A 24,032-nucleotide genomic window follows, 5' to 3' on the forward strand; every position below is an offset into this window, starting at 1 on the left:
TATGACATCGAGAAGAGGATTTATAAAAGCAGGCGGACTTGCCCTATTTGGTATGAGCTTAGGTGGTATTCCGGGCTTTTTGGCAGATGCCGTAGCCGGAACAAATAGCCCAGGTTTGTTTAAAAAGAAAAAGATATTAGTCTGTATCTTTCAACGTGGAGCTATGGATGGTTTAATGGCGGTAACACCATTTACTGATGAATATTTAAAAGCAGCAAGGCCAACTCTTTTTATGTCGGCGGCAAAAACTGCAACCGGTAAACCATTAATAGATTTAGATGGAAGATTTGGTTTACATCCATCAATGGAGGCGTTCGAGCCTATGTTTAGGGAGAAACGAATGGCTATAGTACATGGCATTGGTTCGCCAAACAATACGCGTTCGCATTTCGATGCACAGGATTTTATGGAGTCTGGCACACCCTTTAATAAAGGAACTGAAAGTGGTTGGTTAAACAGAGCAGTTGGGTTGTTGGGTCATGAAACCGTTTCGCCTTTTCAAGGTGTAAGTTTAACTTCATCGTTACCACGATCTTTTTATGGTAATAATGCTGCCGTTGCTATCAGCAATTTGGCCGATTTTAATATTCAGTTGAGAGGAAACCAAACTGGTGCGAATATGGCATCGAAAAGTTTCGAAGATTTATACGATCAAACCTCGTCTGGTTTACTAAAAAATACCGGTAAGGAAAGTTTTGACGCTATTAAAATGCTTCAAAAAACCGATACCAAGAATTACAAACCCGAATACAGTGCAATTTACCCAAATACAACTTTAGGAAACTCCTTAAAACAGATTGCACAACTAATTAAAATGGATGTTGGTTTAGAAGTTGCTTTTGCAGAATCTGGCGGTTGGGATACACATTTTAATCAAGGCAAAGATACCGGTGTTTTTGCCCGAAATGTAGGCGATCTAAGCGATAGCATGATGGCATTTTGGACTGATATGGGTAAATACCAAGATGAGGTTACCGTGATGACTATGACTGAATTTGGCAGAACCGTTGCGCAAAATGGTACGGGTGGTACCGACCACGGAAGAGCGTCTTGCAATTTTATTTTAGGCAATGGCGTAAGTGGCGGTTTGGTACACGGCATCGTAAATCCTTTAGCTAAAGAAAATTTAGAGGATGGTAGGGATTTAGCCGTAACTACAGACTTTAGAGCTGTATTTAGCGAGGTTGCCAATAAACATTTAGGTATTAACAATAATAAGGTGCTCTTTCCAGATTGGACTGGTAAACAGATAGGCGTAATGAGAAGCGTATAGTTTAAACTGAGAAGTCTTTTCTGCGTTTTAGCGTAGATTTCGTAAGTTTTCTATGCAATATGCGTACTCTTGCCACAGCCTACAAACTTTAACAAATAAACCTTATTGAAGCGAGCACGCAGTAAAGCGTAAAGAAGGACATTTGTAGCCATAGTTTGCTAACACAGTTTTTCTATTAAATAGTTTTGTTACAATGTTGTTTTTTGTTGTTCAATAATTTGATAATCAGTTTTTTATACTTGTTTTTATGCTTGGTTTTTGAATGTTTGCTTTGTTAAAACAAATGCAAAGCCTTATCTTTCAAGTCACAACTAAACTAATTAATAAAATTGATGAAAACCTCGACAAAAATTCTGGCTTTTCCCGCTATTGGACGTAGTGCAAAATTACTTTTTGCAGCAACTATGCTTAGTACTAGTTTAAGCTACGCACAAAGTAAAGATCCAATAATCCAAAATATTATTAAGGAAGCAACCGATAACTCGCAATTAGAGAAATTGGCGCATGAACTTTTAGATGGCGTGGGGCCGCGTTTGGTGGGTACACCACAAATGAAACAGGCAAACGACTGGGTTGTTGCTAAGTACGGAAGTTGGGGAATTACAGCTCAGAACGAAAAATGGGGCGAGTGGCGTGGATGGGAGAGAGGGATTTCTCATATAGATATGGTTTCTCCAAGAGTAAAATCTTTAGAAGGGATGCAGTTGGGTTTTAGTCCGAGCACAAATGGCAAAACATTAACCGGCGAAATGATTATATATCCTGATCTACCCGATTCGGTATCGTTTAAAGACTGGGTTAAAAATGTTAAAGGTAAATTTGTAATGTTTTCTATGAACCAGCCAACCGGCCGACCAGATTATAACTGGAAAGAGTGGGGAACGGAAGAGTCGTTTAAAAAGATGAACGATGAAAGGACTGCGCAAACTAATGCCTGGAGATCTAGAATTAGTAAAACCGGCCTAAACCTAAAAGCATTGGCGATGGCTTTTGAGCAAAACGGTGCTTTAGGTGTAGTTACCAGCAATTGGTCGCAAGGTTTTGGCGTGAACAAAATTTTTGGCGCTAATACCACTAAAATTCCTTCGATTGATATCTCTTTAGAAGATTACGGAATGTTGTATCGTTTAACAGAATCTGGTGTTAAACCGAAAATTAGCGTTAAAACAGATTCTAAAGAGTTAGGTATGGTGCCAACTTTTAATACTGTTGCAACTGTAAAAGGATCTGAAAAACCTAACGAGTATGTAATGCTTTCGGCTCATTTAGATTCTTGGGATGGTGGTACAGGCGCTACCGATAATGGTACAGGTACAATTACCATGATGGAAGCAATGCGCATTCTTAAAAAGTTTTATCCTAACCCTAAACGAACTATTATTGCTGGCCACTGGGGTAGCGAAGAACAAGGCTTAAACGGTTCAAGAGCTTTCGTAGAAGATCATCCTGAGATAGTTAAAAATATTCAGGCTTTGTTTAACCAGGATAATGGTACAGGTAGGGTATTTGATATTTCTGGACAAGGATTTTTACATGCTTACGAATATCTTAACCGTTGGTTAGCTCCAGTTCCTGCATCTATAAGAAGAGATATTAAGAGTACTTTCCCTGGTACACCAAGTGGTGGCGGTTCAGATAATGCATCGTTTGTTGCAGCAGGTGCACCAGCATTTTCTTTAAGTTCTACAGGTTGGTCTTATGGTAATTATACTTGGCACACCAATAGAGATACTTATGATAAATTGGTTTTTGATGATATTAGAAGCAACGCAATACTAACTGCAATTTTGGTTTACATGGCGTGCGAAGATCCGCAAACTACCTCTAAAGTGAGAAGCGTTTTACCATTAAATCCGCGTAATGGCGAGCCGATGACCTGGCCGATACAAAGTAAGCCTACCAGAAAAGGTGGCGTTAACTAATAAAAATTTGGGATGGATGAAAATTCATCCCATTTTTGTTTTATCAAACCAATAAAATACAATTTGTGAAGAATAGAATTATTGCATTAGTTTTTGCGATGCTATTGGCTAACGGAGTTTTGGCTCAAGTATCAAATGATAAACCTTTTAGCGTAATGCAGGAATTTAGGGCTGCATGGATTGCCTCGGTAGCCAACATAAATTGGCCAAGCAAACCTGGGTTAACTACAGCAGAGCAACAAAAGGAAGCCATTACTTTGCTCGACTTGTTGCAAAGACTAAATTTTAACGCAGCTATTTTACAAATTAGGCCTCAGGCAGATGCTTTATACAAGAGTGATTTAGAGCCATGGTCGTACTTTTTAACGGGCAAACAGGGCAAAGCTCCAGAACCATATTACGATCCTTTAGAATTTTGGGTTGAAGCCGCTCATGATAGAGGAATAGAGTTGCACGTATGGCTTAATCCTTACAGGGCGCATCATTTATCTGGTGGCGAAGAAAGCGAATTATCGGTAGTTAAAGCTAAGCCAGAATTAGTTGTAAAGCTTAAAGATGGTCAGTATTGGATGGATCCATCGTTGAAAGCGGTTCAAGATCAATCGGCAGCGGTGGTTAAAGACATTGTAAAACGTTACGATATTGACGGCGTACACTTCGATGATTATTTTTATCCCTATGATTCTTATAACGGTGGCAAGGATTTTCCAGACAGTGTAAGTTGGAATGCTTACGTTAAAGACGGTGGCAAATTAAGCCGTGCAAATTGGCGTCGAGATGCTGTTAATACTTTTATAGAACGTATTTATAAAGAAATTAAAAGCGAAAAGAAGCACGTTAAGTTCGGTTTAAGTCCTTTTGGAATTTGGCGCCCCGGCTATCCAGAATCTATAGAAGGTATGGATCAGTACGAGAAATTATACGCCGATGCTAAACTTTGGCTAAACAAAGGTTGGATAGATTATTTTACACCTCAGTTATACTGGAAGGTAAATGATATACCGCACAGTTTTCCGGTTTTGACCGGCTGGTGGCAGAGCGAAAATAAAAAAGGCAGGCATTTGTGGCCAGGAATGAATATAGGTTTAGGTGGCGATGACAAGAATGTAGATGAAGTTGTTAATCAGATTATGATTACCAGAGGGATGTTGCCAGAAAGTAAAGGCGCAGTGCATTGGAGTATTGCTGGTATCGTAACACACGAGAAATTGCGTAAGGGTTTGTTAGACGGACCTTATAAACAACAAGCGATTGTTCCCGCCAGTACTTGGTTAAATAATAAAAAACCTGCAGACCCAATTGTTACGGTTGCGCCAAAAGGAAATATGTTAACTGTAAATTGGGTTAGGCGAGATAATACAGAGGTATTTAGATGGGTTGTTTATTTTAAGTTTGGAAATAAGTGGAGCTACAAAATCATGAATAGAAAAGATACTAATTTAGATCTTTTGCCTTTTACAACTGCTGCAAATGGTAAGGATAGAAATTTATTAAGTGATTTTGCAGTAACTGCTATTGATAGAACCGGAAACGAAAGCGAAATTGTTATACAGAAAGTTGGATTGAAATTATGAAACACAGTAAAGAACAGATTGAAGCAACCGCAAACGCTATTTTGCCACATTTTATTCCAAAAAACACAGAAGAGAAACAGTTAAGCTTCCATTTTACTATTCCACCCTCTTCTAATTATAAGGTTGGTTATGAGAAGGATGCAAAAGGTAATTGGAAGTTAACGAGCTACGAAGCAGACGAAAATAGGGATTAGGAATACATTTAAGGACGAAGTGTTCTTCACAAGATTGCTTTATGCAATTTCTTATTTTTCGCCTCAGTTCGTATCGTTATATCTACAGCGCGTAGCCAGGGGATATCTCTGTGTATTTTGCACCAACGTTTTTTTCTAACTGCTTTAAAGTTTTCTATGTTAGAAACGCTGGTTATTGATTAGATTCAAAGTCGGAATCACAAACTAATATTATAATAGTTAAATTAGTCTTTGACTACGCTCAGACTGACGATAACTCTTCACTTAATGACATTTACACGTCGAGATAACGAATATTGGCAAATAGACGAATTACTCCAGACTCAGAACTTCTAACTCAAGACTAAATTTTACCTTACAATTCCTTCTCTTTTAAGAATATAATCGAAGATTCCAGTTACTGGTTTTTGAAGGATTTTGCCAACTTTAATTCCGTTATCGGCAAAAACTTCCCTTAATTCATCCTGGTAAAAGAAGGCAATAGAACCAACAAAATTACAGTCTAAAGTTTTGTAGGTTTTATAGTCTTTTACATTTGTATCAATAAACTCCTGAAAACCTTCTTTAAGCATTTGCTGCACAAAAGGGTGTGTTTTATTGCCGTATAAAAATCTACTAAAACCCGCTAAATAAGAATTAGGGAAAGGTTTTTGGTACACATTAATAATTACTGTTTCTTTATCTATCTGAAATTGCTTTGCAAAAAGTTCACGCAAATCTGCAGGCATTGTTCCGTACAAATAAGAAACTAAAACTTTCTTGCCAAAATAGGTTCCAGATCCTTCATCTCCTAAAACGTAACCCAAACCATGTTTGCCATCGTGCACATGTTCCCCATCGTAAAAACAGATGTTTGAACCTGTACCTAAAATGCAACTTAAGCCTTTTTTATTCCCACATGTGGCATAAGCCGATCCAATCAAATCATGGTCTATACTGATGTATGCTTTGGTGAAAAATGCCGATAAACCATTAGAAATTATCTCATGTTTATCTGGAGAGGAGCAACCTGCACCAAAAAAGTAGATTTCTGTAACTTCATTAGCGTAAGCTGCCAGTTCTTTGTTTTTCGATATTATTCTCGAAACATCGTTGGCATTGGTAAAGTAAGGGTTAATTCCTTGCGTGTTAAAAGTTAAGGTTTCGCCATCCCTGTAGGCCATCCAGTCTGTTTTAGACGATCCGCTATCTGCAACTAAAATCATGCGCTAAAATAAAAAATTATTGAACATTAAGAGTGCCGCTAATCTCTTTTAAGGTCACTTCTGCCAGCTTTGCCTGATATTTTATTTCAACATAACGATTGCTGGCGTCTATCGCATTGCGTTGCGCTTCTCTAAGTTCAAGTGGAGCAATGCTCCCAAGTCTGTATTTTTCTAAAGTAATATCTAGGTTTTGCTTTGCAATTTCTACGTTTCTGTCTTCTAGTTCTACCAAATCTAAAAACGTAATATAGTTCTGGTATGCTGTGGTTAGCTGTGCATTTAAATCCTGTTTAACCTTCTCTAACGAAAGCTCAGAAGAATTGATTAATATTTTTGCATTTCGCTCGTTTTGGCGTTGTAGAAATCCGTTAAAAATATTTACGCTGGCTGTTAACCCATAGGTGAGACCATTTGCTCTAAACTGTGTGTTAAATCCGGTAGGCGAGGTGCTTCTAGAAAACTCGTAGCCACTATTTAAGGCAATTCTTGGGTAACGATCCCCTTTAATTTCTTTCAAGTTTAAATCGGCTATTTTTTTATTCAACATCGCATTTCTTAAATCCGGATTTAGCAGTTGCATCTGTCCGGCGAGCGTTGTAAAATCTAATTTGTTATCGATATTAATTTCATCGGGAACGCTAAACTTTAGGGTTACGTCTCTAGCCATTAACTGATTTAAATTAACCATATAGGTAGCCATTAAATTCTTTTCCTGCAGATAGGCAGAAGTATCAGTGTTGTAATCAACTTTTGCCGCTAAAACATCAAGCTTAGAGCCTCTACCAATTTCTAACTTGTTGTTTGCAATTTTTAAACGCAAAGCACTAACATCAATAGCACTGTCGTAAGCCAATACTAATTTTTGCTGTTTAACTACATTGTAATATGTAGCCACAACGTCAGAAATGGTGGTTAAAATTTGCGCTTTCGCATTTACCTGCCCTTGCTGTTCTAAAGTCTTCAGCCTTTCTAAAGTTGCAAACATCCTAAAACCATCAAAAACGGTCCAGTCTAGGCCAACACCATAGTTCATGTTCGTGCTTCTCGCACCGTCTGTAACTCTTTCAACACCACTTGCTTGTGTCTGTACAGTATTTTGTCTACTTCCGCCAGTACTAAAATTACCAACTGCAACGGGTAAAATGCCTGCGTTGCCTAAGTTCGAATTGTTTTGAGCTATTACAGCTTCGTTCTTAATTAACTTAATATCGTAATTGTTTCTTAATGCTATGGCAACCGCTTCTTGTAAGGTGAGCAATTCTTGCGCAAAAAGATTTGTGCAACTTAGCCATAGGGCGATAAAAAATGTAAAGTGTTTAATCTTCATTTTAATCGATTGATTTTCTACTTGCCTCTTCATCAGCCATTGCTGCTCTTAAAGAATCTTTTAAATCTTTGTTTTCCTTGTATTCTTTTGACCAGTAAGAATAAATGGCTGGAATAACAAATAAAGTTAACACTAAGGAGAACATTGTTCCTCCAATAATAACAGTTCCCATACTCATTCTGCTTTTTGCAGCAGCACCTAATGCCATGGCAATGGGCAAGGCACCGATAGAAATAGCCATACTTGTCATTAGAATCGGGCGAAGCCTAGAAACTGACGCCTCTCTAATAGCTTCTTGAACCGATTTTCCTTGTTCTTTTAATTGATTGGCGAACTCTACAATTAAAATTCCGTTTTTAGTTACCAAGCCAATAAGCATAATTGTACCAATCTGGCTGAAAATATTCCAGCTTTGGCCACATAACCAAAGGGATAAAAATGCACCTGCTACCGCCATTGGTACAGTTAAAATGATGATGATGGGATCTTTAAAACTCTCAAACTGGGCAGACAATATTAGGTAAACTAATAGCAATGCTAAACCAAAGGCAAATAATGTGTTCGATGAACTTTCTTGAAAATCTCTAGATTCGCCACTTAAATCGGTACTAAAGGTCTCATCTAAAACTTTAGCTGCAATATTATCCATTGCTTCAATACCATCGCCAATACTTTTGCCCGGTGCTAAACCTGCCGAAACCGTAGCGGCAATAAACCTGTTGTTACGGTACAGCTGTGGCGGACTACTTTCTTCCTTAGTACTTACTAAATTGTCTAGTTGTATCAGTTGGTTTTTATCATTACGAACATAAACCGAACTTAAATCAAGCGGTTCGCTGCGGTCGCTAATGTTAAATTGGCCCATTACTTGGTATTGTTTCCCATTCATAAAGAAATAAGAAAAACGTTGTCCACTTAGTCCTAACTGTAAGGTTTGGGCAATATCAACAATAGAAACACCTAAGTTTCTTGCTTTGTCCCTATCAATGGTAAGGTTAATTTCTGGCTTGTTAAATTTCAAGTTTACATCTGAAGTAGTAAAGGTTGGGTCTTTAGAAACTTCCTCCATAAACAACGGAACTTTTTCTCTTAGTTTTTCAAAGTTTTGAGCCTGAATAATATAACTGATTGGTAAACCACCTCTTCTGCCCACAGAAATAGTAGGTTGTTGGGTTACGGTAACTTTACCCTCGGTATAGCTTTTGGTTATTTTGGTAAGCTTGTCGGCAATTTCTTTTTGCGAACGTTCCCTGTCCGAAGGGTCTTTCAGGCCCATTCTTACAAAACCCGAGTTAGCTGCGCCTGAACCACCAAAACCCGGAGATGTGATGGTGATATTTACATTTTTTTCGGGAACAGAATCTTGCACCAGCTGATTTACCTTACCTACAAATTTGTCTGTGTATGTAAATGAAGAACCTTCAGGGGTGCTTAAGTTCATGTTAATCGCACTTCTGTCGTCATAAGGTGCGGTTTCTTTCGGCAGTAATTTCCAAAACAAGAATATTAAACCTAAACACACTACAATAATTGGAATAGAAAGCCACCTTTTGCCCAAAAACTTATTTAGGTTAGCTTCGTAACTATCGTTTAGTTTTACGAAATATGGTTCTGTAAATGTGTAAAATCTGCTTGGCTTATGTCCGCCCTTTTTCATTAAGTAGGCGTTAAGCATCGGCGTTAATGTTAACGATACAAAAGCAGATATTAACACCGCGGCGCCAATTACCACCCCAAATTCTCGAAACAGTCGGCCTACAAATCCTTCTAAAAATATTAATGGCAAAAATACTGCAGCTAAGGTTACAGAGATAGAAATTACGGCAAAGAAAATTTCGTTCGATCCCTTTATAGCCGCTTCAATTGGAGATAAGCCTTCCTCTACTTTTTTAAAGATGTTTTCCGTTACCACGATACCATCATCCACTACCAAGCCTGTAGCCAAAACTATGGCAAGCAAGGTTAATACATTAATGGAGAAGCCAAAAATGTACATGATAAAAAACGTAGCAATTAACGATACCGGAATATCGATTAGTGGTCTAAACGCAATTGCCCAATCTCTAAAAAACAGGTAAATGATTAAAATTACCAGTACCAAAGAGATTAAAATTGTTTCGGCAACTTCGGTTACAGAGCGTTTGATAAACAGTGTAGTATCTAAAGAAATATTTAGCTTAATGTCTGCCGGCATATCGGCAACCAACTTATCGTAACGATTATAAAACTCCTTACTTATTTCTAAATAGTTTGCGCCAGGTTGAGGAATAATACCTACGGCAACCATCGGTTTACCAGATTCGCGTAATACGGTTTCTTCGTTTTCAGAACCTAATTCTGCATAGGCTACATCCTGCAACCTAACAACGTTATTGCTATCGGTTTTTACAATAAGGTTGTTAAATTCTTCGGCAGTAGTTAATTTTCCTAATGTTTTTACAGTAAGCTCTGTAGTTGCGCCACTTAGTTTTCCAGAGGGCAGCTCTACGTTCTCGCGGTCTAAGGCGGTTACCAAATCCTGCGATGTTAAACCATAAGAAGATAATTTATTTGGGTCGATACGAATACGCATAGCATATTTTCGCTGACCTTGAATTTGAACGCTACTTACCCCAGGAATGGTCTGTATTCTATCAGCGATTACGTTTTCTGCGAAATCACTTAAATCAGTTACATTTCTTTTATCACTCTGTATCGTTAACGAAATAATTGCATCAGAATTTGCATCAGCTTTGCTTACAACTGGTAAACCATCTATATCCCTTGGTAAATTCCTTGCCGCTTGCGAAACCTTATCACGAACATCATTTGCCGCTTCCTCAATATTTTTATCAAGGTTAAATTCTATGGTAATATTACTCGTACCCTGATTACTTGAAGAAGAAATATTTCTGATTCCATCTATAGAGTTAATTGATTTTTCTAAAGGTTCAGTAATCTGCGATTCGATGATATCTGAGTTTGCGCCAGGATACGAGGTGCGTACCGAAACAACCGTTGGATCTATGGAAGGATACTCTCTAATGCCCAGAAAATTGTATCCAATTACCCCAAAAAGGATAATTACTAGATTCATTACAATGGCAAGAACCGGTCGCTTTATACTGGTGGTTGATATACTCATTGCATTTAGTTATTTACAATTTTAACTTTTACAGCGGCATCTGGCTTTAACGACATTGCACCGGTAGTAAGAACCGTATCGCCAACTTTTAAACCAGAGGTGATTACAATTTTTTCTGTTGTTCTTGTACCTGCTTCAACAGGAACTTGTTGTGCTTTTCCGTTTCTGCTTACATAAACAACTTTGCCTTTTAAAACAGGGATAATTGCTTCGGTAGGAACTAAAATAGCATCGTTAATGGTGTTTAGCGCAAGTTTTATTTTCGCAAACGAACCCGGTAATAATTCGCCACTAGCATTTGCTGCTAAGGCTTTTATTTGTAGAGTTCTAGTTTGTTGGTCAATTCCAGGTTCAATGGCAAACACTTTTCCTTTAAACTCTTTGTTAGATGCATCGGTATTAAAAGTGATTTCTGAACCGAGTTTTATCTGCCCCACATATTTCTCAGGAATAGAGAAATTGATTTTAATTGGATTTGTGCTTAGCAAATTGGCAATAACGGTTGTTGGTGTTAAATATTCGCCAACTGAGATAGATCTTAAGCCAATCTTACCACTAAAAGGAGCAACCAAAGTAGTTTTAGCCAATTGTGCCCTTATTAATTGTGTTTGTGCTTTGAGCGATTGCAGATCAGCCAGGGAAGTATCATATTCTTCCTGACTAATAGCACCTTTTTCTAAAAGTTGTTTAGCACGGTTTTCGTTTGTACCCGACAAACCTTGTTTGGTTATCGCTTCGCGAAGTTGGGCCTGTATATCTCTATCGTTTACTTTAACTAAAACAGCACCTTTACTAACGGTAGAACCTTCTTTAAAATATATTCCAGTAACTAGGCCCTGTACTTCGCTACGTAAAACCACCGATTCATTTGCTTCTAGCGTACCAGTAATTTCTACTTTGCTATCGAAGTTTGTAGTTTTAATTACAATACCTTCAACAGAAAGACCAGGACCAGGATTTCCGCCTTTTGCGCCACCTTTTGGTGGTCCGTCGCCAGATATTTTTTTGTTTTCAGAAATTCTGTGATACACTAAGTAGGCAATGCCCAATAGTAAAATGATGTAAATAATATATCTTTTCTTCATGTGTGCGTTAAAATGCGTAACAGACAAAAATATTCAAATGTTTGCTTACAAAACTGATGTAGTCAATATGTTACAGCTTAATTTTTATTTTAGGATTGATAAAAATCAATTAATTATAAATTTGCGATAAAGATTTTAATTCTATTGAAATTTTTACCTTAAATATCGCATTGCGATTTGACTAAGGACGAGAAACACAAACATTATACAATGAAAAAATCAATTTTAGGATTAGTAATCCTCCTATCAATTACTATGGCCGCTAAATCTCAAGTAAAAATTGGCTTCGAAGTTAGCTTCAAAGAACCACAGGCGCATTATGCCGAAGTAGAAATGAACATGTCTGGCATTGCTACCAAAAATTATATAGATGTTAAGATGCCAGTTTGGACACCAGGTTCTTATTTAGTGCGAGAGTTTGCCAAAAGTGTAGAAGGTTTTGGAGCAACCGCAGGTGGTAAAGCTGTAAAAGTAGAAAAGGTAACTAAAAATACATGGCGAGTTTATAATGCAAAAGCAAATGCAGTAAAAATCAACTACCGCGTTTATGCTTTCGAAATTTCTGTGCGTACGGCATTTATAGATGCAAGCCATGCGTTCCTTTCGTCGGCAAATATTTTTATGTACCCTGCTGGGATGATTAAAACCCCAAGCACAGTTAAAATTATTCCGTTTACTGGATGGGATAAAGTAAGCACAGGTTTAGAGCCGGTTGCTGGTCAGAAATTTACCTACTACGCATCAGATTTTGATATTTTGTTTGATAGCCCGATTGAAGTAGGTAACCAAGATGTTTTCGAATTTACTGCTTCGGGTGTTAAACATGAGGTTGCAATGTTCGGTGGCGGTAACTACGATAAAGAAAAACTAAAAGTAGATATGGCTAAAGTTGTAGAAAATGCAACAGCTATTTATGGCGAAAACCCTAATAAACACTACACTTTTATTGTACATAATTTTACACAAGGTGGAGGTGGGTTAGAGCATTTAAACTCTACAGTTTTAGGTGCATCTCGTAATGGTTACAGTACCGAAAGAGGTTATAAAGGTTTCTTGAGTTTAGTAGCGCACGAGTATCATCACCTTTGGAATGTAAAAAGATTACGCCCAATTGCTTTAGGGCCATTTGATTATGATGCAGAAAACTATACAACCAATCTATGGATAGCTGAAGGTTTTACATCGTACTACGAAAATAAATTGATGCTAAGATCTGGTTTTACAACACCAGAAGGATTTGTAACAAGTTATTTAGGCGCTATTGGCACGGTTATGAATACGCCGGGGGCTAAAATTAACTCTGCTGCGGCCTCTAGTTTCGATGCTTGGATAAACGGTGCATATCGCCCTAACGAAAACTCTAAAAACACTTTCATTTCTTATTACACTAAAGGTCAAGTGGTTGGTATTTTAATGGATTTAGAGATTGCGAATGCTACAAAAGGGGCAAAAAGCTTAGACGATGTAATGAAGGCAATGTACTTGCAATGCAAAACATTAAAACGCGGTTACACTGATGCAGAGTTTAAATCAATGATAGAAAAAATTAGTGGCATAAGCTTTACCGATTTTTATGCAAAATACGTTACAGGTACTGCAGATGTAGAGTTTGCGAAATATTTCGGCTATGCTGGTATTAATGTGGTAAATGAAAATGTAAACGCTAGCACGCCTTTGTTTGGCGCAACTCCGGCAAGAACAACTCCAGGTGCTGGTAAAGTTATTGTTGGTACGGTAACACGTGGTTCTGGCGCTTGGAACGGCGGTGTAAATGTTAACGATGAAATTGTTTCTATAGACGATGCACCAGCAGAAATGATGTTAGAAAGAATGCCTCAAATTGCCAATAAAAAAGTTGGCGATGTGGTAAAGGTAGTTGTGGTTAGAGATGGACAAAGACAAACGTTAAACGTAACCCTAACCGCTAACGATGCAGTAAGGTTAAAAGCTACAATGGACGAAAATGCTACTCCAGCGCAACTTGCAGTTCGCAAAAAATGGATGGGTATTAACTAGTTCTTAGTTAAGATAATCACTCATAAAAATCCCGTTAGGTTGTGCCTAGCGGGATTTTTTATGTTGCATTAATTTTTTAAAATGAATTTGATTATTATTTATTGCTTTTTAACAGCCCGGTCTGCGACCACCCTCTAAAAGAAGGGATTTGTGTGCTCCATTCCCCTCCTTTGGAGGGGTGCCCAAGGGGCGGGGGGGTAAAAACAAAAGAAACGTGTTTAAATGAAGAACCAGTGTACATTAATAACCGAACTGAGGTTTTTAACATGAACTTACCTTTTCGTCATGCTGAATTTATTTCAGCATCTGTTTTATAGGATAACGTTCGCGTAACGTTGCATCAACCCATTATCAGCAATTTTCTAATCAAACCTTATTTAAAAACAAGTTACTTGCCAAGTTCTTTGCCAATTTCCTTTTGCATCTAAAGTATTAATGCCTTCTTTTTCTGCTAAATTTTGATTGTCGTTTAGACCGTCTGCAATGCCACACCAAGGTTCTAGGCAAACAAAGTCAGCATCCTTAGCAGCCCATATTCCAAAAAAAGGAAAATCAGAAAAACTAAATTCTATACCGTTGTAATTTTTGGAATTAAGAAGAGATATTTTGTCGCTTTGCAGATTTTTAAATACTAAAGCATCATCATAAAAAAGCTCGTGCTTTAAAGGTAGCTTGTTGCCTTCAAGTGTTATGGTAGTCGTTTTATCTGTAATTAGGTTAGCTTCTATATGATGATAAGTTAACGCATTATCTTTATTAAACCGTAAATAATAATCGGTGTAATTACCTTGTCTATCAATAGGAGCGGCAAAAGCCGGATGTCCGCCCACCGAAAACAACAGTGGTTTATTTGCAGGGTTTTCTACCTCGTAAGTACAGGATAAAGTAGCGCCAGTAATTTTGTAACGCAAACTTAAAACAAACTCAAATGGATATACCTTCAGCGTTTCGTCGTTGTGCGAAAGCTTAAAAACCACCTCGTGATTGGAAATTTGCTCATGTTCAAAATCCATATCACGGGCAAAGCCATGGCGAGGCAAATGATATTTTTGCTCCTCGTAAATATAAGTGTCATCTTTTAATGCGCCGATAATTGGAAACAGAACCGGACTAAACTTGCCCCAGTAATCTGGGTTTCCGCTCCACATAAATTCCGTACTGCTATGTACGCTTTTAATGCTCTGTATTTCTGCGCCTTTTTTAGCAAAAGAAACTTTTAGGTGTTCGTTTTCGATAGCAATCATCATGCAATAAAAGTATAAAATTGATTGCGAACGATTTAAAAATTAACAAAAAATAACTTATTCTAAAGTATGCAAATAGTTTTTTGCTTCTTCAACGGCATTTAAGCAAACGGTACTTATTTCCTGCATGTTTTTTCTAACTGCCTTGTTTTCTAGGTCTTCCTCAACAATAGCATCCATATATTTGCCTAGCTTATCGTTTAGGCCCATAATGCCCGTGCTAGAATGCATGTGGTGCAATATTTTTTTTACGTTTTGATAAGAACCTAATTCGAATTGCTTTATTAAACTGCTTACACTCTGCGGAATAATTGATATAAACAACGCAATAATATCCTTTTCATAAGCTAAATCGCCGTTGCTAACTTCCTCTACGTAGTCGAGGTTTATATAGTTGAACTGAAATGTGTTTCTCATAATCGTAATCTATAAAATTCTCATCCTCTTATTTAGTGTAGCTTTGTAAGCATCAGATACGGGAACAAATTTTTTGTCGATAATTAAAGTGTTTCCTTCAACAGTGTCTACCTTGCTTAAATTGATGATAAACGAGCGATGCACCCTTAAAAAAATACTTTTTGGAACCTTATCTTCAACAGACTTTAAAGAAGAGTGTATTTGGTAAACATTACCCTCGGCAACAACCTTAACATAATCTCCCTGCGCTTCTAAAAAAAGTATATCTGCTAATCTTACCCGTTTAACTGTGTTAGAATCTCTAATAAAAATAAACTCCTGTACTTTGTCGTTTTCTGCCTGGCTTCTTAATTTGTATATTCCTTTTGCTTTTTTAACTGCCTGTAAAAACCTTGCAGGTGCAACAGGCTTTATAATAAAATCTACCACATTTAAATCAAATGCTTCTACAGCGTAGTCTCTTTTCGATGTAGTAAAAACAATCATCGTACTGTTTTCTGCCAAGCTTTTTGCTAGTTCTATGCCATTCATTCCTGGCATTTCGATATCTAAAAAAAGTAAATCTATTTCTTTATTCAGTATAGTTTGATAGGCCATGTCTGCAGTTGGGCACTCATCTACCATTACCAAAGCGGGATCTAATGATAACAGTTTTTTAAGTGTTAATCTAGCAAGATCATTATCATCCACAACTAAACAGTTCATACTATACGTTTTATGCTTAAAAATATCAAAAATGGAATTAAAGCAACTTTTTTTTGCCTATTCAATCTGTTCAATATTTATTTACGTAGCTAGGGTACCATTTTTTAAAGAGTGATTTTGGCTTTTTACCGATTGATTTTGCCTTTTAAACTCTTCACTATTTAACACATGGCAACACTGCGGTAGTTTTGCATCATCAAATAATAATAAACCCTTAAATACTCATAATAATTAGACAATGAAATTTTTTACAACAATCATCAGTACCTTACTTATAATTTTTACGATAAATATTGCAGTTGCTCAAAACAATATGAAAGCTCCAGTTAGGTTTAAACTTAAAAATGGGGTAACCTTAATTGTAGCACAAAACGCAGGTATGGGAAAAGTTTATGCTCGATTAACGGTAGAAAACGATGTAACTGCTTTAAATAACGATACTGTTACACTTATAACTAATGTGCTTGCCCAGAAAGCAATCGAGTTTAACAAAATGGCTTATCCTTTAAATGGAGAAGTTGCACCAATGAATTTGCAGTTTGCTGAAGCAAATACAGCTGCCAGAACAAATGAATTTGAAGATACTTTGACTGTTGCAGTAAGTGCGATATTTAACCCAGAATTTTCGCAAGAAGCTACTTCGAAATTTAATGCAGATAAAAGCTTAACTGCAGAACAACTAAAGGCCTACCATAAAAATGCTATTAAAACCAGCGATACCTATTTAACTATTGCTGGAGATATTAGCGTAGCTGATGCCAAAATGCTGGTTAATAAGATTTTTGGAAACTGGAAAGAAGTTGCAAAATTGTAATTTCGGCTTAATAGCAATAATGCGAAAGAACCGTTAAAAAAGCAGAGGGACAAATTTCTTCTGCTTTTGCATTTTAAACCCGATTGTAGTGGAAATACTTTTACTGAAATTTCCCTTTAGGGAATTTGGAGGTAAAAGATTGGAACGAAAAGCGGGGCCGAAGCTAACCGATTATCGTTGGAATTTGATTTGCAAAAAAAAAACTTACTATAAAACCTGCTGACTAATTAGCGTAACAAATGGTATAGTAAGTTTTAAGTTTAGGCAGCTGTTTGTTTAGCTAACAGTTTTCTAATTCTGCCCTCAATATCATCTAAGTCAAACGGTTTGCTAATGTAATCATCTGGAGAAGCCATTTCGCTCATTTGCTTGCTTCTTACGTTAGCAGACATCACAATAACAGGAATGTGTTTAGTGAACATATCGTTCTTTAAATCGTGGCAAATTTCAATTCCGTTACCGTCTGGCAACATTACGTCCAAAATAAAAAGATCAGGGATAGAATCTTTTAGCTTTTCTTTCATTTCTTTGAAGGATGATGACAGCGTCAAATCGTAACCTTCGTCTTTTAATAAAAATTCGATAATGTAACCGATATCTTTATCATCTTCTAGAATGTGTATGCGTTTCTTCATATAAGATATGAACAAATGAGAATTTGCTTTTGTTTGCAGGTTTATAAAAAATAATTCTACTTCAAATTGCGCTCTCTTTTTGTTGGTCGTTATCATAATTTAAAGCACTATAACCGTAGGCACAAAACAACAGCGTTATTGTGCTTAAAATCCAAAGCATATTATAGCCCCACTTTTCTGCTAGGTAAAATCCAACAACGGGTGTAAGTTGCGCTATAGACCAAGCTATAGAAAAACCCGCAGCGTATTGTCCGCGGTTAAATTCATTACTTCTTTTAATTACAAAGGTGTTGATAAAGGGCATGGAAAACATTTCGCCGAAAGTAAAACCAATGATGCATAACAGCGCTAAAACTATAGGGATGGATTTCGGTATCATTAAAAATGCAAACGAAACACTTACGATTAATACCCCTGTTACAATATAAAACTGAGGCGATCGCTTGTTCTCAATTTTGCTAATCATAACCATTTCTAGCAGAGCGATGATTGCGCCATTTACACCTAAAATTAACCCAATCATAGCTTCGTTTATGTGCCACTCTTGTTTAAAAAACACTGGTACAACCCTAAACATTAAGAAAAAACAGGTAGCAAATACCGCTGTTAGCAGTACAAATTTTATAAATAATGCATCTTGCCAAGGCTTGCGCACAATTACATTTTTTGCTTTTTCTATGGCTGCCTTTCTAAAACCTTTTACGGCTGGCAAAAGCAAAAGTATGGCAAGGCCTACCAAAATGCTCACCACGCCATCTACCAAAAATAAAAGTTTATAATTTAAGGCAGCTATTAAGCCACCTATAGTAATGCCAAAAGAAAAGCCAATGTTGGTTGCCAAGCGGTTTAATGAGTATGACCTGGTTTCTTTGCCCGGAGAAGAATAGGCGGCAATTGCAGCAAAATTTGCTGGCCTAAAAGCATCGTAAAAAAAGCTAATTAAAACAGACATGATGCAGAGCAGGGTAAAATTTTCTATCTGGGCAAAACCCAGAAATAGTGCACCGCCAATTACCGATGAAACAATTTGCACAGGTCTAAAACCAAACATATCGGTAAGCTTGCCGCCGGCCGCTGCGCCAAGAATTGCCCCAACGCCAAAAAGAGAGATAATTATGCCAGCATCAGACTCTGGGCGATGCAGCGATTGGGTTACGTACAAGCCCATGAACGGCACAGCCATATAACCGCAACGATTAAGCAAGATTACGCAACTTAACAACCAGGTTTCCTTACTTAAACCGGTGTAAGAAGTTTTGTAGGCATTAAAAATTTGTTGGAGCATTTGGTTTGGCTTGACTGTTCAAAAATAGACAATCGGCTGTAAAATTCTACCTATAATTTCTGTATTTTTGAATCCGCTCGAAAATTTCAGGGCGTAAAAATCTCCAAACATGTCAACAGAAATAAAATGCCCTAATTGCAATCATGCTTTTCCGATAGAAGAAGTAATGGCCGAAGAATATAAGCAGGATTTACGCGAGAAAATGGTTTCTTTTACCAAGCAAAAGGAAGAAGAATTTCTAAAAAAATCTGAAGCTTTTGAACTGCAACGTAAGCAACAAGCAGAACTTTTTGACAGAGAGAAGAAACAGCAGGAGCTTGCCTACGAGCAAAAGTTGGCGCAGGAGAAAATTGCTTTACAAGCTAGTGTTACAGAAAACTTACGTAAAACGATTAGTGCAGACTTTGAGAATAAGCTAAAAATGTCTGAAGAAGCTAATAAGGAGAACGAAGAAAAGTTGAAGTTGGCACGTGCAAAAGAAATGGAGTTCTTGAAAAAAGAGCAGGAGATAAAAAATCGTGAAGCGGAGTTGGAATTAAGCATACAACGAAAACTGCAAGAACAACGAGAAGAGTTGATAGCTCAGGTACGTAAACAAGAATTGGAGAAAAACAATTTGAAAGATACCGAACATCAGCTACGCGTAAAAGAACTTGAAAAACAATTAGACGACCAAAAGAAACTTGCCGAAGAAATGAAGCGTAAAGCCGAACAAGGCTCTATGCAATTGCAAGGCGAAGTGCAAGAATTAATTTTAGAAGAATTATTACGTACAACTTTTCCATTTGATACTATTGAGGAGGTTGGCAAAGGCGTACGTGGCGCAGATTGCGTACATAATGTGCGTAACCAATATGGGCAAGAATGCGGACGTATTATTTACGAGAGTAAACGCACTAAAGAGTTTTCTATGGAATGGATAGAGAAGCTTAAAAAGGATATGCGTAGCATGGGTGTTGATGTTGCCGTAATTGTAACTCAATGTTATCCGAAGGGGATGGATTGTTTTGGAGAGAGGGATGGCGTGTGGATTTGTTCTTTTGATGAGGTTAAGGCAGTTTCTTATATTTTGAGAGATGGAATTGTAAAGCTTTTTAGTGCAGCAAAATCTCAAGAAAACAAAGGCGATAAGATGCACATGCTTTACGATTATTTGAATAGCAACGAGTTTTCTGAGCAATGGAAGGCAATACGTGAAGGATTTATGAGCATGAAATTATCGATTCAGAAAGAGCGTGATGCTATGGAAAGGTTATGGAAAAGCCGCGAAAAGCAATTAGAGAAAGTATTGTTAAATGCGGCGCATATTCGTGGCTCTATAGAAGGTATTTCTGGTAATGATAATATTCAATTAAGCCTAAGCGACGACGATGACGATCTGTTGTTGGAGTAACGAGGTTAATCTTAAAGGCCACCTAACCGAAATTGGGTGGCTTATTTAAAGTTACAACTTCTTCAGCATCCACAGGTTGCAACCGAAATGTCCGGTGTTTCCCAATGGTTTATTCAAGTATTCGAAACCTAGTTTTTCGTATAAGTTAACGGCTTGATTAAGCTCTGGCATCGACTCGAGATAAACATATTTATAGCCAAACGCTTTCGCCTTAGCTATACACTGATTGATAATTAGTTTGCCAAAACCTTTGCCTCTGGTTTCGGGAGCTAAATAAAGTTTAACTAGTTCGCAGGTATTTTCTGGTAAACCAGCAGTAGGATAAATGCCACCACCACCAACAATTTTTCCTGCTTCCTCTAAAACCCAGTAGGCAGATTTTACTTCGGTAAAAACCGTTGATAAATGATCTGTGCTCTCGTCAAAATAAGCGGTGCCTGGCTTGTTAGCCTTAAATTCTGTTAAAACCGATTTAATGAGTTTTCCCATTTCGGCATCATCTTCCTTTTTAATTGATTTCAGCTGTGGTTGCATAAGTTATTTATAAAACACCGCCCATATACGGGTCAGTTATAGATTCTTCGCCAGTTTCTACGTGGCCGGCATAATGTTTCAAGAAGTTGTTTTTTCCATTTACCTGTATTTTAAAATCGTACCAACCTTTGCTTTTCTGTAAATTTAAACTAATTGTTTTTTTACTGTTTGCTGGTATAGCTATAGTTTTCGAATTGGCTTTGTAAACATCGTCTGTAATTAAAATCTGTAGGGTTTGTGTTTCTAAATTTTCTAGCAACAGATTAAGGTTTCCGGTAGTCTTTTTAATTACACCACTTTTCTCGTAACTACAGTCTGCACTTAGTAGAGGATCATTTTTATCGCCCATAAATCTCCTAAAGAAACCATTCGGAGCATCCACTACCAAATCATAAATTCCATTTTCAAAATTTGCTATTTCCCAGCTACCCACTAGAATGTCGCCTGCTTTTACAGCAAATGCCCAAGTTTTACCCGCTTCGTTTTTATAAGTGCTTGGTGTATAAACATTAAAAGGCGCACCTGAATTTTCAATTTTTCCGCCAAAAGAACTAGCTAACGAAGAAAATTCAATTTCAATTTTATCGGTATTTTTAAAAGATTCAGCTAATAATTGATAAGGCAAAGCACAAGCAGGTTTAGTGCCTTTTTCTTGTGCGGTTGCAAATGATGAAGCGCCTTTTTCAAAACCATGATATTGGTTTATTTTTTCGATATCTGCTGTACCTAAAGGCAATGGTTTGACCTGTGCTGGTTTAGATTTCGCATTTTGGATGCTTGTAATTACTCCATCTCTTTTCAGCCTTGCTGGCGTTTTTATTTCCTCCCCGTTGTAAGGTCTAAAAACCGAAGTTAAATCGCCACAAATTGTCCGGCGCCAATTGCTAATGTTATTGCTTTTTATTTGCTTCCCGGTTTTTTTACTCAAAAACTTTTCTAAAAACATCAGGTTTGAGGTATGATCAAATACCTGCGAGTTTACATATCCGCCTTTGCTCCAGGGCGAAGCTACCAGCATGGGCACACGGTAGCCCAAACCAATCGGACTATCTTTTTTAAACTCGTAATCTACCCAAGCTTCCAAACCCTCGCTTACTTTTCCGGTAGATGCATCGTCGGGTTTGGGCGCTACAAAAGGTGGTAAATGATCAAAATATCCATCATTTTCATCGTAGGTTAAAATGAATATTGTCTTTTTCCATACTTCCGGATTTTTTGTTAAAATATCTATAGCTTCGCTAACGTACCAAGTGCCATATAATGGCGAGCTGGTATGATCTGAAAAACGTTGTGGCGCAACCAACCACGAAACCATCGGCAGATTCCCGCTATCAACATCTTTTCTAAACTGCTCAAAAATATCTTCTTTTGGTAGGTTAATCTTTTCCTTAACACCATTATCATTTGTATAGGTAAATGAATCCAACTTCAGATAATCTGGGTTGTCGATGTTTGTTGTAAAAGCTTTATTTATTAGGTTTTTTTCTCTTTGCGACAACTGATTATATTTCGCTAAAACTTCATCGGCAGTTAAGGATGGTTTGCTAGTATCATCACCGTTTTTTCTAAAATACGCAGATAGTTTTACCCGGTGTCTTTTTACGTATTCCAAGGCGTTATCGCCATAATTCCCCAACCAGTCATCTGTTTCTCCTTCTGGTAAATTTGCAGTCCACACTTCATTTTGATACACTTTCCAAGACACATCATTATCTTCTAAAAGTTCGGGAAAAGTATGCCAATCTACAAATACGTTATCACGAGATTCGGCTTGCGAATTATTTACAGCAGCAACATTGTTTGCATTTTGTTCCGGTCTAATACTTCCAGTCCAAAAGAAAAGCCTATTCGGTGTAGTTCCTGTTAATGAAGAGCAAAAATGATGATCGCAGATGGTGAAGGCATCTGCCATTGCGTAATAGAAAGGAACATCTTCTCGTTGGTAATAACCTAAACTCATTAATGTTTTTACCGGCACCCATTTATCGTATTTTCCTTTGTTCCGGGCAGCAACCTGATCACTCCACGAGTGTGGCAAACCGCCCTGCCAAGTGATTTTGGTTTTGTTTATATCTACATGGAATGGGGCAAAAGTATTTCCGTTGTTATCGTTTTGCAACCAAACCTTGTTTTTGTTAGGTAACGTTTTCGCCCTTGGGTTGTTAAAACCGCGTACGCCTTTTAATTTCCCGAACATATGGTCGAAAGATCGATTTTCCTGCATCAAAAACACTACATGTTCAGCATCGTAAAATGTGGTTCCGGGTTCGGCATTAATAGCCATTGCCTTTTGTATAGACATTGGTACCACGTTACTTGCGCCAAAAGTTGCAGCTAAAAGCGATGCTTTTTTTAGAAAATCTCTTCTTGAATCCATTGGTGTAATTAATGTTTCTATGGCTAAGATAGTTTAGAAAAAATTAATCCACGATAGGAAGATTTAATTTAATAGCGTGTTAACTGAAATACAAACCTGAATTTTTGGTCAGAAAATTTCTGTATTTATTGAAGCCTAAAAAAGGAAAATAAAAAAATCCCGCTAGGAATTAACCTAACGGGATTTTTATATGCTGAATATTCTTATTTAAAGATATATCTGAAGCCTAATTGGAATCTAGCAGCGTTAAAGTCGTTGCCACCATCAAAGAAAGTCCAAGCTGGTCTCCAATCTAAAGACAAACCTAGAGGAGCATTGTTAATTTTATAATCTAAACCTGCATTCGGTCTAACTAAAAAATTTGTGTTGTTATCGCCAATAGCTACACCAGGACCAACACCCAAGTTCCATCTTAGTCCATTTGCACCTTTAATATCTCCATGGTGTAAATACAATGCTTGGATAAATGTTGCGCCACTAGCAAATAATACATCACCTTCAATTGCACCATTAGCGTTAAAGAAATGTTTAATGTGTGGACCAACTAATGTAGAACCATCTCCAAAATCGATTGCTAAACCAGCTGCGGTTTTGTAGTCTTGGGCTTTAACATCGGTAATGCTCGTAGTAAAAAGAGCAGCACCGGCAATAAGAGTAAAAAGTAATTTTTTCATAATCATACGTTTAATTTTTCAATAGTATTTTCCACTACATAACAACATTTGTGCCGTTGTGTTTGTGTAGGGTAAAAAAATACCGGTATGGTAATACCCTAGGGGGTTGTTAAGGACATGAAATTTTATATAATTACTATGCATGCAGAATAAATTTAAAATCCGTTGGCATACAAATTATTATTTATTAGATTTGATAAACAACATTTAACGACTCATGTTATTAATGTAATC

Annotated in this window: 19 protein-coding genes; 7 read left to right on the forward strand and 12 right to left on the reverse strand. The window is 37.3% G+C overall.

The window, feature by feature from the left end; genetic code table 11:
- The first annotated feature begins 1 nt into the window (after position 1).
- The 4 genes from DUT69_RS04140 (at position 2) to DUT69_RS04155 (ending at position 4,963) form a co-directional block, all read left to right on the forward strand.
- On the forward strand, positions 2 to 1,273 hold the full coding sequence (locus DUT69_RS04140; RefSeq protein ID WP_113651851.1) for a DUF1501 domain-containing protein: 1,272 nt from the start codon (positions 2 to 4) through the stop codon (positions 1,271 to 1,273).
- A 332-nt stretch (positions 1,274 to 1,605) separates the two neighbouring features.
- Positions 1,606 to 3,195, forward strand: a complete 1,590-nt coding sequence (locus DUT69_RS04145) for a M20/M25/M40 family metallo-hydrolase (protein ID WP_113651852.1) — start codon at positions 1,606 to 1,608, stop codon at positions 3,193 to 3,195.
- A gap of 65 nt (positions 3,196 to 3,260) precedes the next feature.
- Positions 3,261 to 4,769, forward strand: a complete 1,509-nt coding sequence (locus DUT69_RS04150; RefSeq protein WP_240186654.1) for a glycoside hydrolase family 10 protein — start codon at positions 3,261 to 3,263, stop codon at positions 4,767 to 4,769.
- Positions 4,766 to 4,963 carry a hypothetical protein gene (locus DUT69_RS04155; RefSeq protein ID WP_113651853.1) on the forward strand — a complete coding sequence of 66 codons (198 nt, stop codon included), beginning with the start codon at positions 4,766 to 4,768 and terminating at the stop codon, positions 4,961 to 4,963. The genes DUT69_RS04150 and DUT69_RS04155 overlap by 4 nt, the downstream gene beginning before the upstream one ends.
- 350 nt (positions 4,964 to 5,313) lie before the next feature.
- Here DUT69_RS04155 and DUT69_RS04160 read toward each other — a convergent pair whose 3' ends face one another.
- The 4 genes from DUT69_RS04160 to DUT69_RS04175 are packed head-to-tail and all read right to left on the reverse strand — an operon-like array spanning position 5,314 to position 11,704.
- Complete coding sequence (locus tag DUT69_RS04160; protein ID WP_113651854.1) at positions 5,314 to 6,168, reverse strand: N-acetylglucosamine kinase; 855 nt, start codon at positions 6,166 to 6,168, stop codon at positions 5,314 to 5,316.
- Positions 6,169 to 6,184: 16 nt separating this feature from the next.
- On the reverse strand, positions 6,185 to 7,495 hold the full coding sequence (locus tag DUT69_RS04165) for a TolC family protein (RefSeq protein ID WP_113652499.1): 1,311 nt from the start codon (positions 7,493 to 7,495) through the stop codon (positions 6,185 to 6,187).
- Between the two features lies 1 nt (position 7,496).
- A complete protein-coding gene (locus tag DUT69_RS04170) occupies positions 7,497 to 10,619 on the reverse strand; it encodes an efflux RND transporter permease subunit (RefSeq protein ID WP_113651855.1) in 3,123 nt (1,040 codons plus the stop codon).
- Positions 10,620 to 10,624: 5 nt separating this feature from the next.
- Positions 10,625 to 11,704 (reverse strand): efflux RND transporter periplasmic adaptor subunit, encoded by a 1,080-nt coding sequence (locus DUT69_RS04175; RefSeq protein WP_113651856.1) that lies wholly within the window; start codon positions 11,702 to 11,704, stop codon positions 10,625 to 10,627.
- A 210-nt stretch (positions 11,705 to 11,914) separates the two neighbouring features.
- Here DUT69_RS04175 and DUT69_RS04180 point away from each other — a divergent pair, with 210 nt between their 5' ends.
- Positions 11,915 to 13,720, forward strand: coding sequence for a M61 family metallopeptidase (locus tag DUT69_RS04180; RefSeq protein ID WP_240186655.1), 1,806 nt, complete (start codon positions 11,915 to 11,917; stop codon positions 13,718 to 13,720).
- 377 nt (positions 13,721 to 14,097) lie between these two features.
- On the opposite strand, the gene DUT69_RS04185 is transcribed toward DUT69_RS04180, so the two are convergent.
- From DUT69_RS04185 to DUT69_RS04195, 3 genes are read right to left on the reverse strand one after another with little or no spacing between them, the layout of a single operon-like run.
- The gene (locus tag DUT69_RS04185) at positions 14,098 to 14,967 is read right to left on the reverse strand and encodes an aldose 1-epimerase family protein (RefSeq protein WP_240186656.1); all 870 of its coding nucleotides are present in this window, start codon (positions 14,965 to 14,967) and stop codon (positions 14,098 to 14,100) included.
- 54 nt (positions 14,968 to 15,021) lie between these two features.
- The gene (locus DUT69_RS04190; protein WP_113651858.1) at positions 15,022 to 15,381 is read right to left on the reverse strand and encodes a hypothetical protein; all 360 of its coding nucleotides are present in this window, start codon (positions 15,379 to 15,381) and stop codon (positions 15,022 to 15,024) included.
- Positions 15,382 to 15,390: 9 nt separating this feature from the next.
- Positions 15,391 to 16,086: a LytR/AlgR family response regulator transcription factor gene (locus DUT69_RS04195; protein ID WP_113651859.1), complete on the reverse strand. Its 696-nt coding sequence runs from the start codon at positions 16,084 to 16,086 to the stop codon at positions 15,391 to 15,393.
- A gap of 238 nt (positions 16,087 to 16,324) precedes the next feature.
- Here DUT69_RS04195 and DUT69_RS04200 point away from each other — a divergent pair, with 238 nt between their 5' ends.
- Positions 16,325 to 16,900 carry an insulinase family protein gene (locus DUT69_RS04200; RefSeq protein ID WP_113651860.1) on the forward strand — a complete coding sequence of 192 codons (576 nt, stop codon included), beginning with the start codon at positions 16,325 to 16,327 and terminating at the stop codon, positions 16,898 to 16,900.
- 260 nt (positions 16,901 to 17,160) lie between these two features.
- On the opposite strand, the gene DUT69_RS04205 is transcribed toward DUT69_RS04200, so the two are convergent.
- Positions 17,161 to 17,631, reverse strand: a complete 471-nt coding sequence (locus DUT69_RS04205; protein ID WP_240186657.1) for a response regulator transcription factor — start codon at positions 17,629 to 17,631, stop codon at positions 17,161 to 17,163.
- Positions 17,597 to 18,820, reverse strand: a complete 1,224-nt coding sequence (locus DUT69_RS04210; RefSeq protein ID WP_113651861.1) for an MFS transporter — start codon at positions 18,818 to 18,820, stop codon at positions 17,597 to 17,599. Before DUT69_RS04210 ends, DUT69_RS04205 begins: the two co-directional genes overlap by 35 nt.
- Before the next feature lie 109 nt (positions 18,821 to 18,929).
- Here DUT69_RS04210 and DUT69_RS04215 point away from each other — a divergent pair, with 109 nt between their 5' ends.
- Positions 18,930 to 20,213 carry a DUF2130 domain-containing protein gene (locus DUT69_RS04215; RefSeq protein WP_240186658.1) on the forward strand — a complete coding sequence of 428 codons (1,284 nt, stop codon included), beginning with the start codon at positions 18,930 to 18,932 and terminating at the stop codon, positions 20,211 to 20,213.
- Positions 20,214 to 20,264: 51 nt separating this feature from the next.
- Here the strand turns inward: DUT69_RS04215 and DUT69_RS04220 are convergent, their stop codons facing one another.
- From DUT69_RS04220 to DUT69_RS04230, 3 genes are all read right to left on the reverse strand, one after another.
- Positions 20,265 to 20,747 carry a GNAT family N-acetyltransferase gene (locus tag DUT69_RS04220; RefSeq protein ID WP_113651863.1) on the reverse strand — a complete coding sequence of 161 codons (483 nt, stop codon included), beginning with the start codon at positions 20,745 to 20,747 and terminating at the stop codon, positions 20,265 to 20,267.
- A gap of 7 nt (positions 20,748 to 20,754) precedes the next feature.
- Positions 20,755 to 23,124 (reverse strand): phosphocholine-specific phospholipase C, encoded by a 2,370-nt coding sequence (locus DUT69_RS04225; RefSeq protein WP_113651864.1) that lies wholly within the window; start codon positions 23,122 to 23,124, stop codon positions 20,755 to 20,757.
- 203 nt (positions 23,125 to 23,327) lie between these two features.
- Complete coding sequence (locus DUT69_RS04230; protein ID WP_113651865.1) at positions 23,328 to 23,798, reverse strand: hypothetical protein; 471 nt, start codon at positions 23,796 to 23,798, stop codon at positions 23,328 to 23,330.
- Between the last annotated feature and the right edge of the window lie 234 nt (positions 23,799 to 24,032).

This window comes from Pedobacter namyangjuensis (assembly GCF_003313325.1).
Taxonomy (GTDB): Bacteria; Bacteroidota; Bacteroidia; order Sphingobacteriales; family Sphingobacteriaceae; genus Pedobacter; species Pedobacter namyangjuensis.

What these genes read in the sequence shown, in the direction of transcription:
- DUT69_RS04180 (WP_240186655.1), top strand. Translation starts at nt 11,915, where the DNA reads ATGAAAAAATCAATTTTAGGATTAGTAATCCTCCTATCAATTACTATG.
- DUT69_RS04200 (WP_113651860.1), top strand. Translation starts at nt 16,325, where the DNA reads ATGAAATTTTTTACAACAATCATCAGTACCTTACTTATAATTTTTACG.
- DUT69_RS04170 (WP_113651855.1), bottom strand. Translation starts at nt 10,619, where the DNA reads ATGAGTATATCAACCACCAGTATAAAGCGACCGGTTCTTGCCATTGTA.
- DUT69_RS04140 (WP_113651851.1), top strand. Translation starts at nt 2, where the DNA reads ATGACATCGAGAAGAGGATTTATAAAAGCAGGCGGACTTGCCCTATTT.
- DUT69_RS04145 (WP_113651852.1), top strand. Translation starts at nt 1,606, where the DNA reads ATGAAAACCTCGACAAAAATTCTGGCTTTTCCCGCTATTGGACGTAGT.
- DUT69_RS04195 (WP_113651859.1), bottom strand. Translation starts at nt 16,086, where the DNA reads ATGAACTGTTTAGTTGTGGATGATAATGATCTTGCTAGATTAACACTT.
- DUT69_RS04210 (WP_113651861.1), bottom strand. Translation starts at nt 18,820, where the DNA reads ATGCTCCAACAAATTTTTAATGCCTACAAAACTTCTTACACCGGTTTA.
- DUT69_RS04155 (WP_113651853.1), top strand. Translation starts at nt 4,766, where the DNA reads ATGAAACACAGTAAAGAACAGATTGAAGCAACCGCAAACGCTATTTTG.
- DUT69_RS04185 (WP_240186656.1), bottom strand. Translation starts at nt 14,967, where the DNA reads ATGATGATTGCTATCGAAAACGAACACCTAAAAGTTTCTTTTGCTAAA.
- DUT69_RS04160 (WP_113651854.1), bottom strand. Translation starts at nt 6,168, where the DNA reads ATGATTTTAGTTGCAGATAGCGGATCGTCTAAAACAGACTGGATGGCC.
- DUT69_RS04220 (WP_113651863.1), bottom strand. Translation starts at nt 20,747, where the DNA reads ATGCAACCACAGCTGAAATCAATTAAAAAGGAAGATGATGCCGAAATG.
- DUT69_RS04175 (WP_113651856.1), bottom strand. Translation starts at nt 11,704, where the DNA reads ATGAAGAAAAGATATATTATTTACATCATTTTACTATTGGGCATTGCC.
- DUT69_RS04225 (WP_113651864.1), bottom strand. Translation starts at nt 23,124, where the DNA reads ATGGATTCAAGAAGAGATTTTCTAAAAAAAGCATCGCTTTTAGCTGCA.
- DUT69_RS04215 (WP_240186658.1), top strand. Translation starts at nt 18,930, where the DNA reads ATGTCAACAGAAATAAAATGCCCTAATTGCAATCATGCTTTTCCGATA.
- DUT69_RS04190 (WP_113651858.1), bottom strand. Translation starts at nt 15,381, where the DNA reads ATGAGAAACACATTTCAGTTCAACTATATAAACCTCGACTACGTAGAG.
- DUT69_RS04165 (WP_113652499.1), bottom strand. Translation starts at nt 7,495, where the DNA reads ATGAAGATTAAACACTTTACATTTTTTATCGCCCTATGGCTAAGTTGC.
- DUT69_RS04230 (WP_113651865.1), bottom strand. Translation starts at nt 23,798, where the DNA reads ATGAAAAAATTACTTTTTACTCTTATTGCCGGTGCTGCTCTTTTTACT.
- DUT69_RS04205 (WP_240186657.1), bottom strand. Translation starts at nt 17,631, where the DNA reads ATGATAACGACCAACAAAAAGAGAGCGCAATTTGAAGTAGAATTATTT.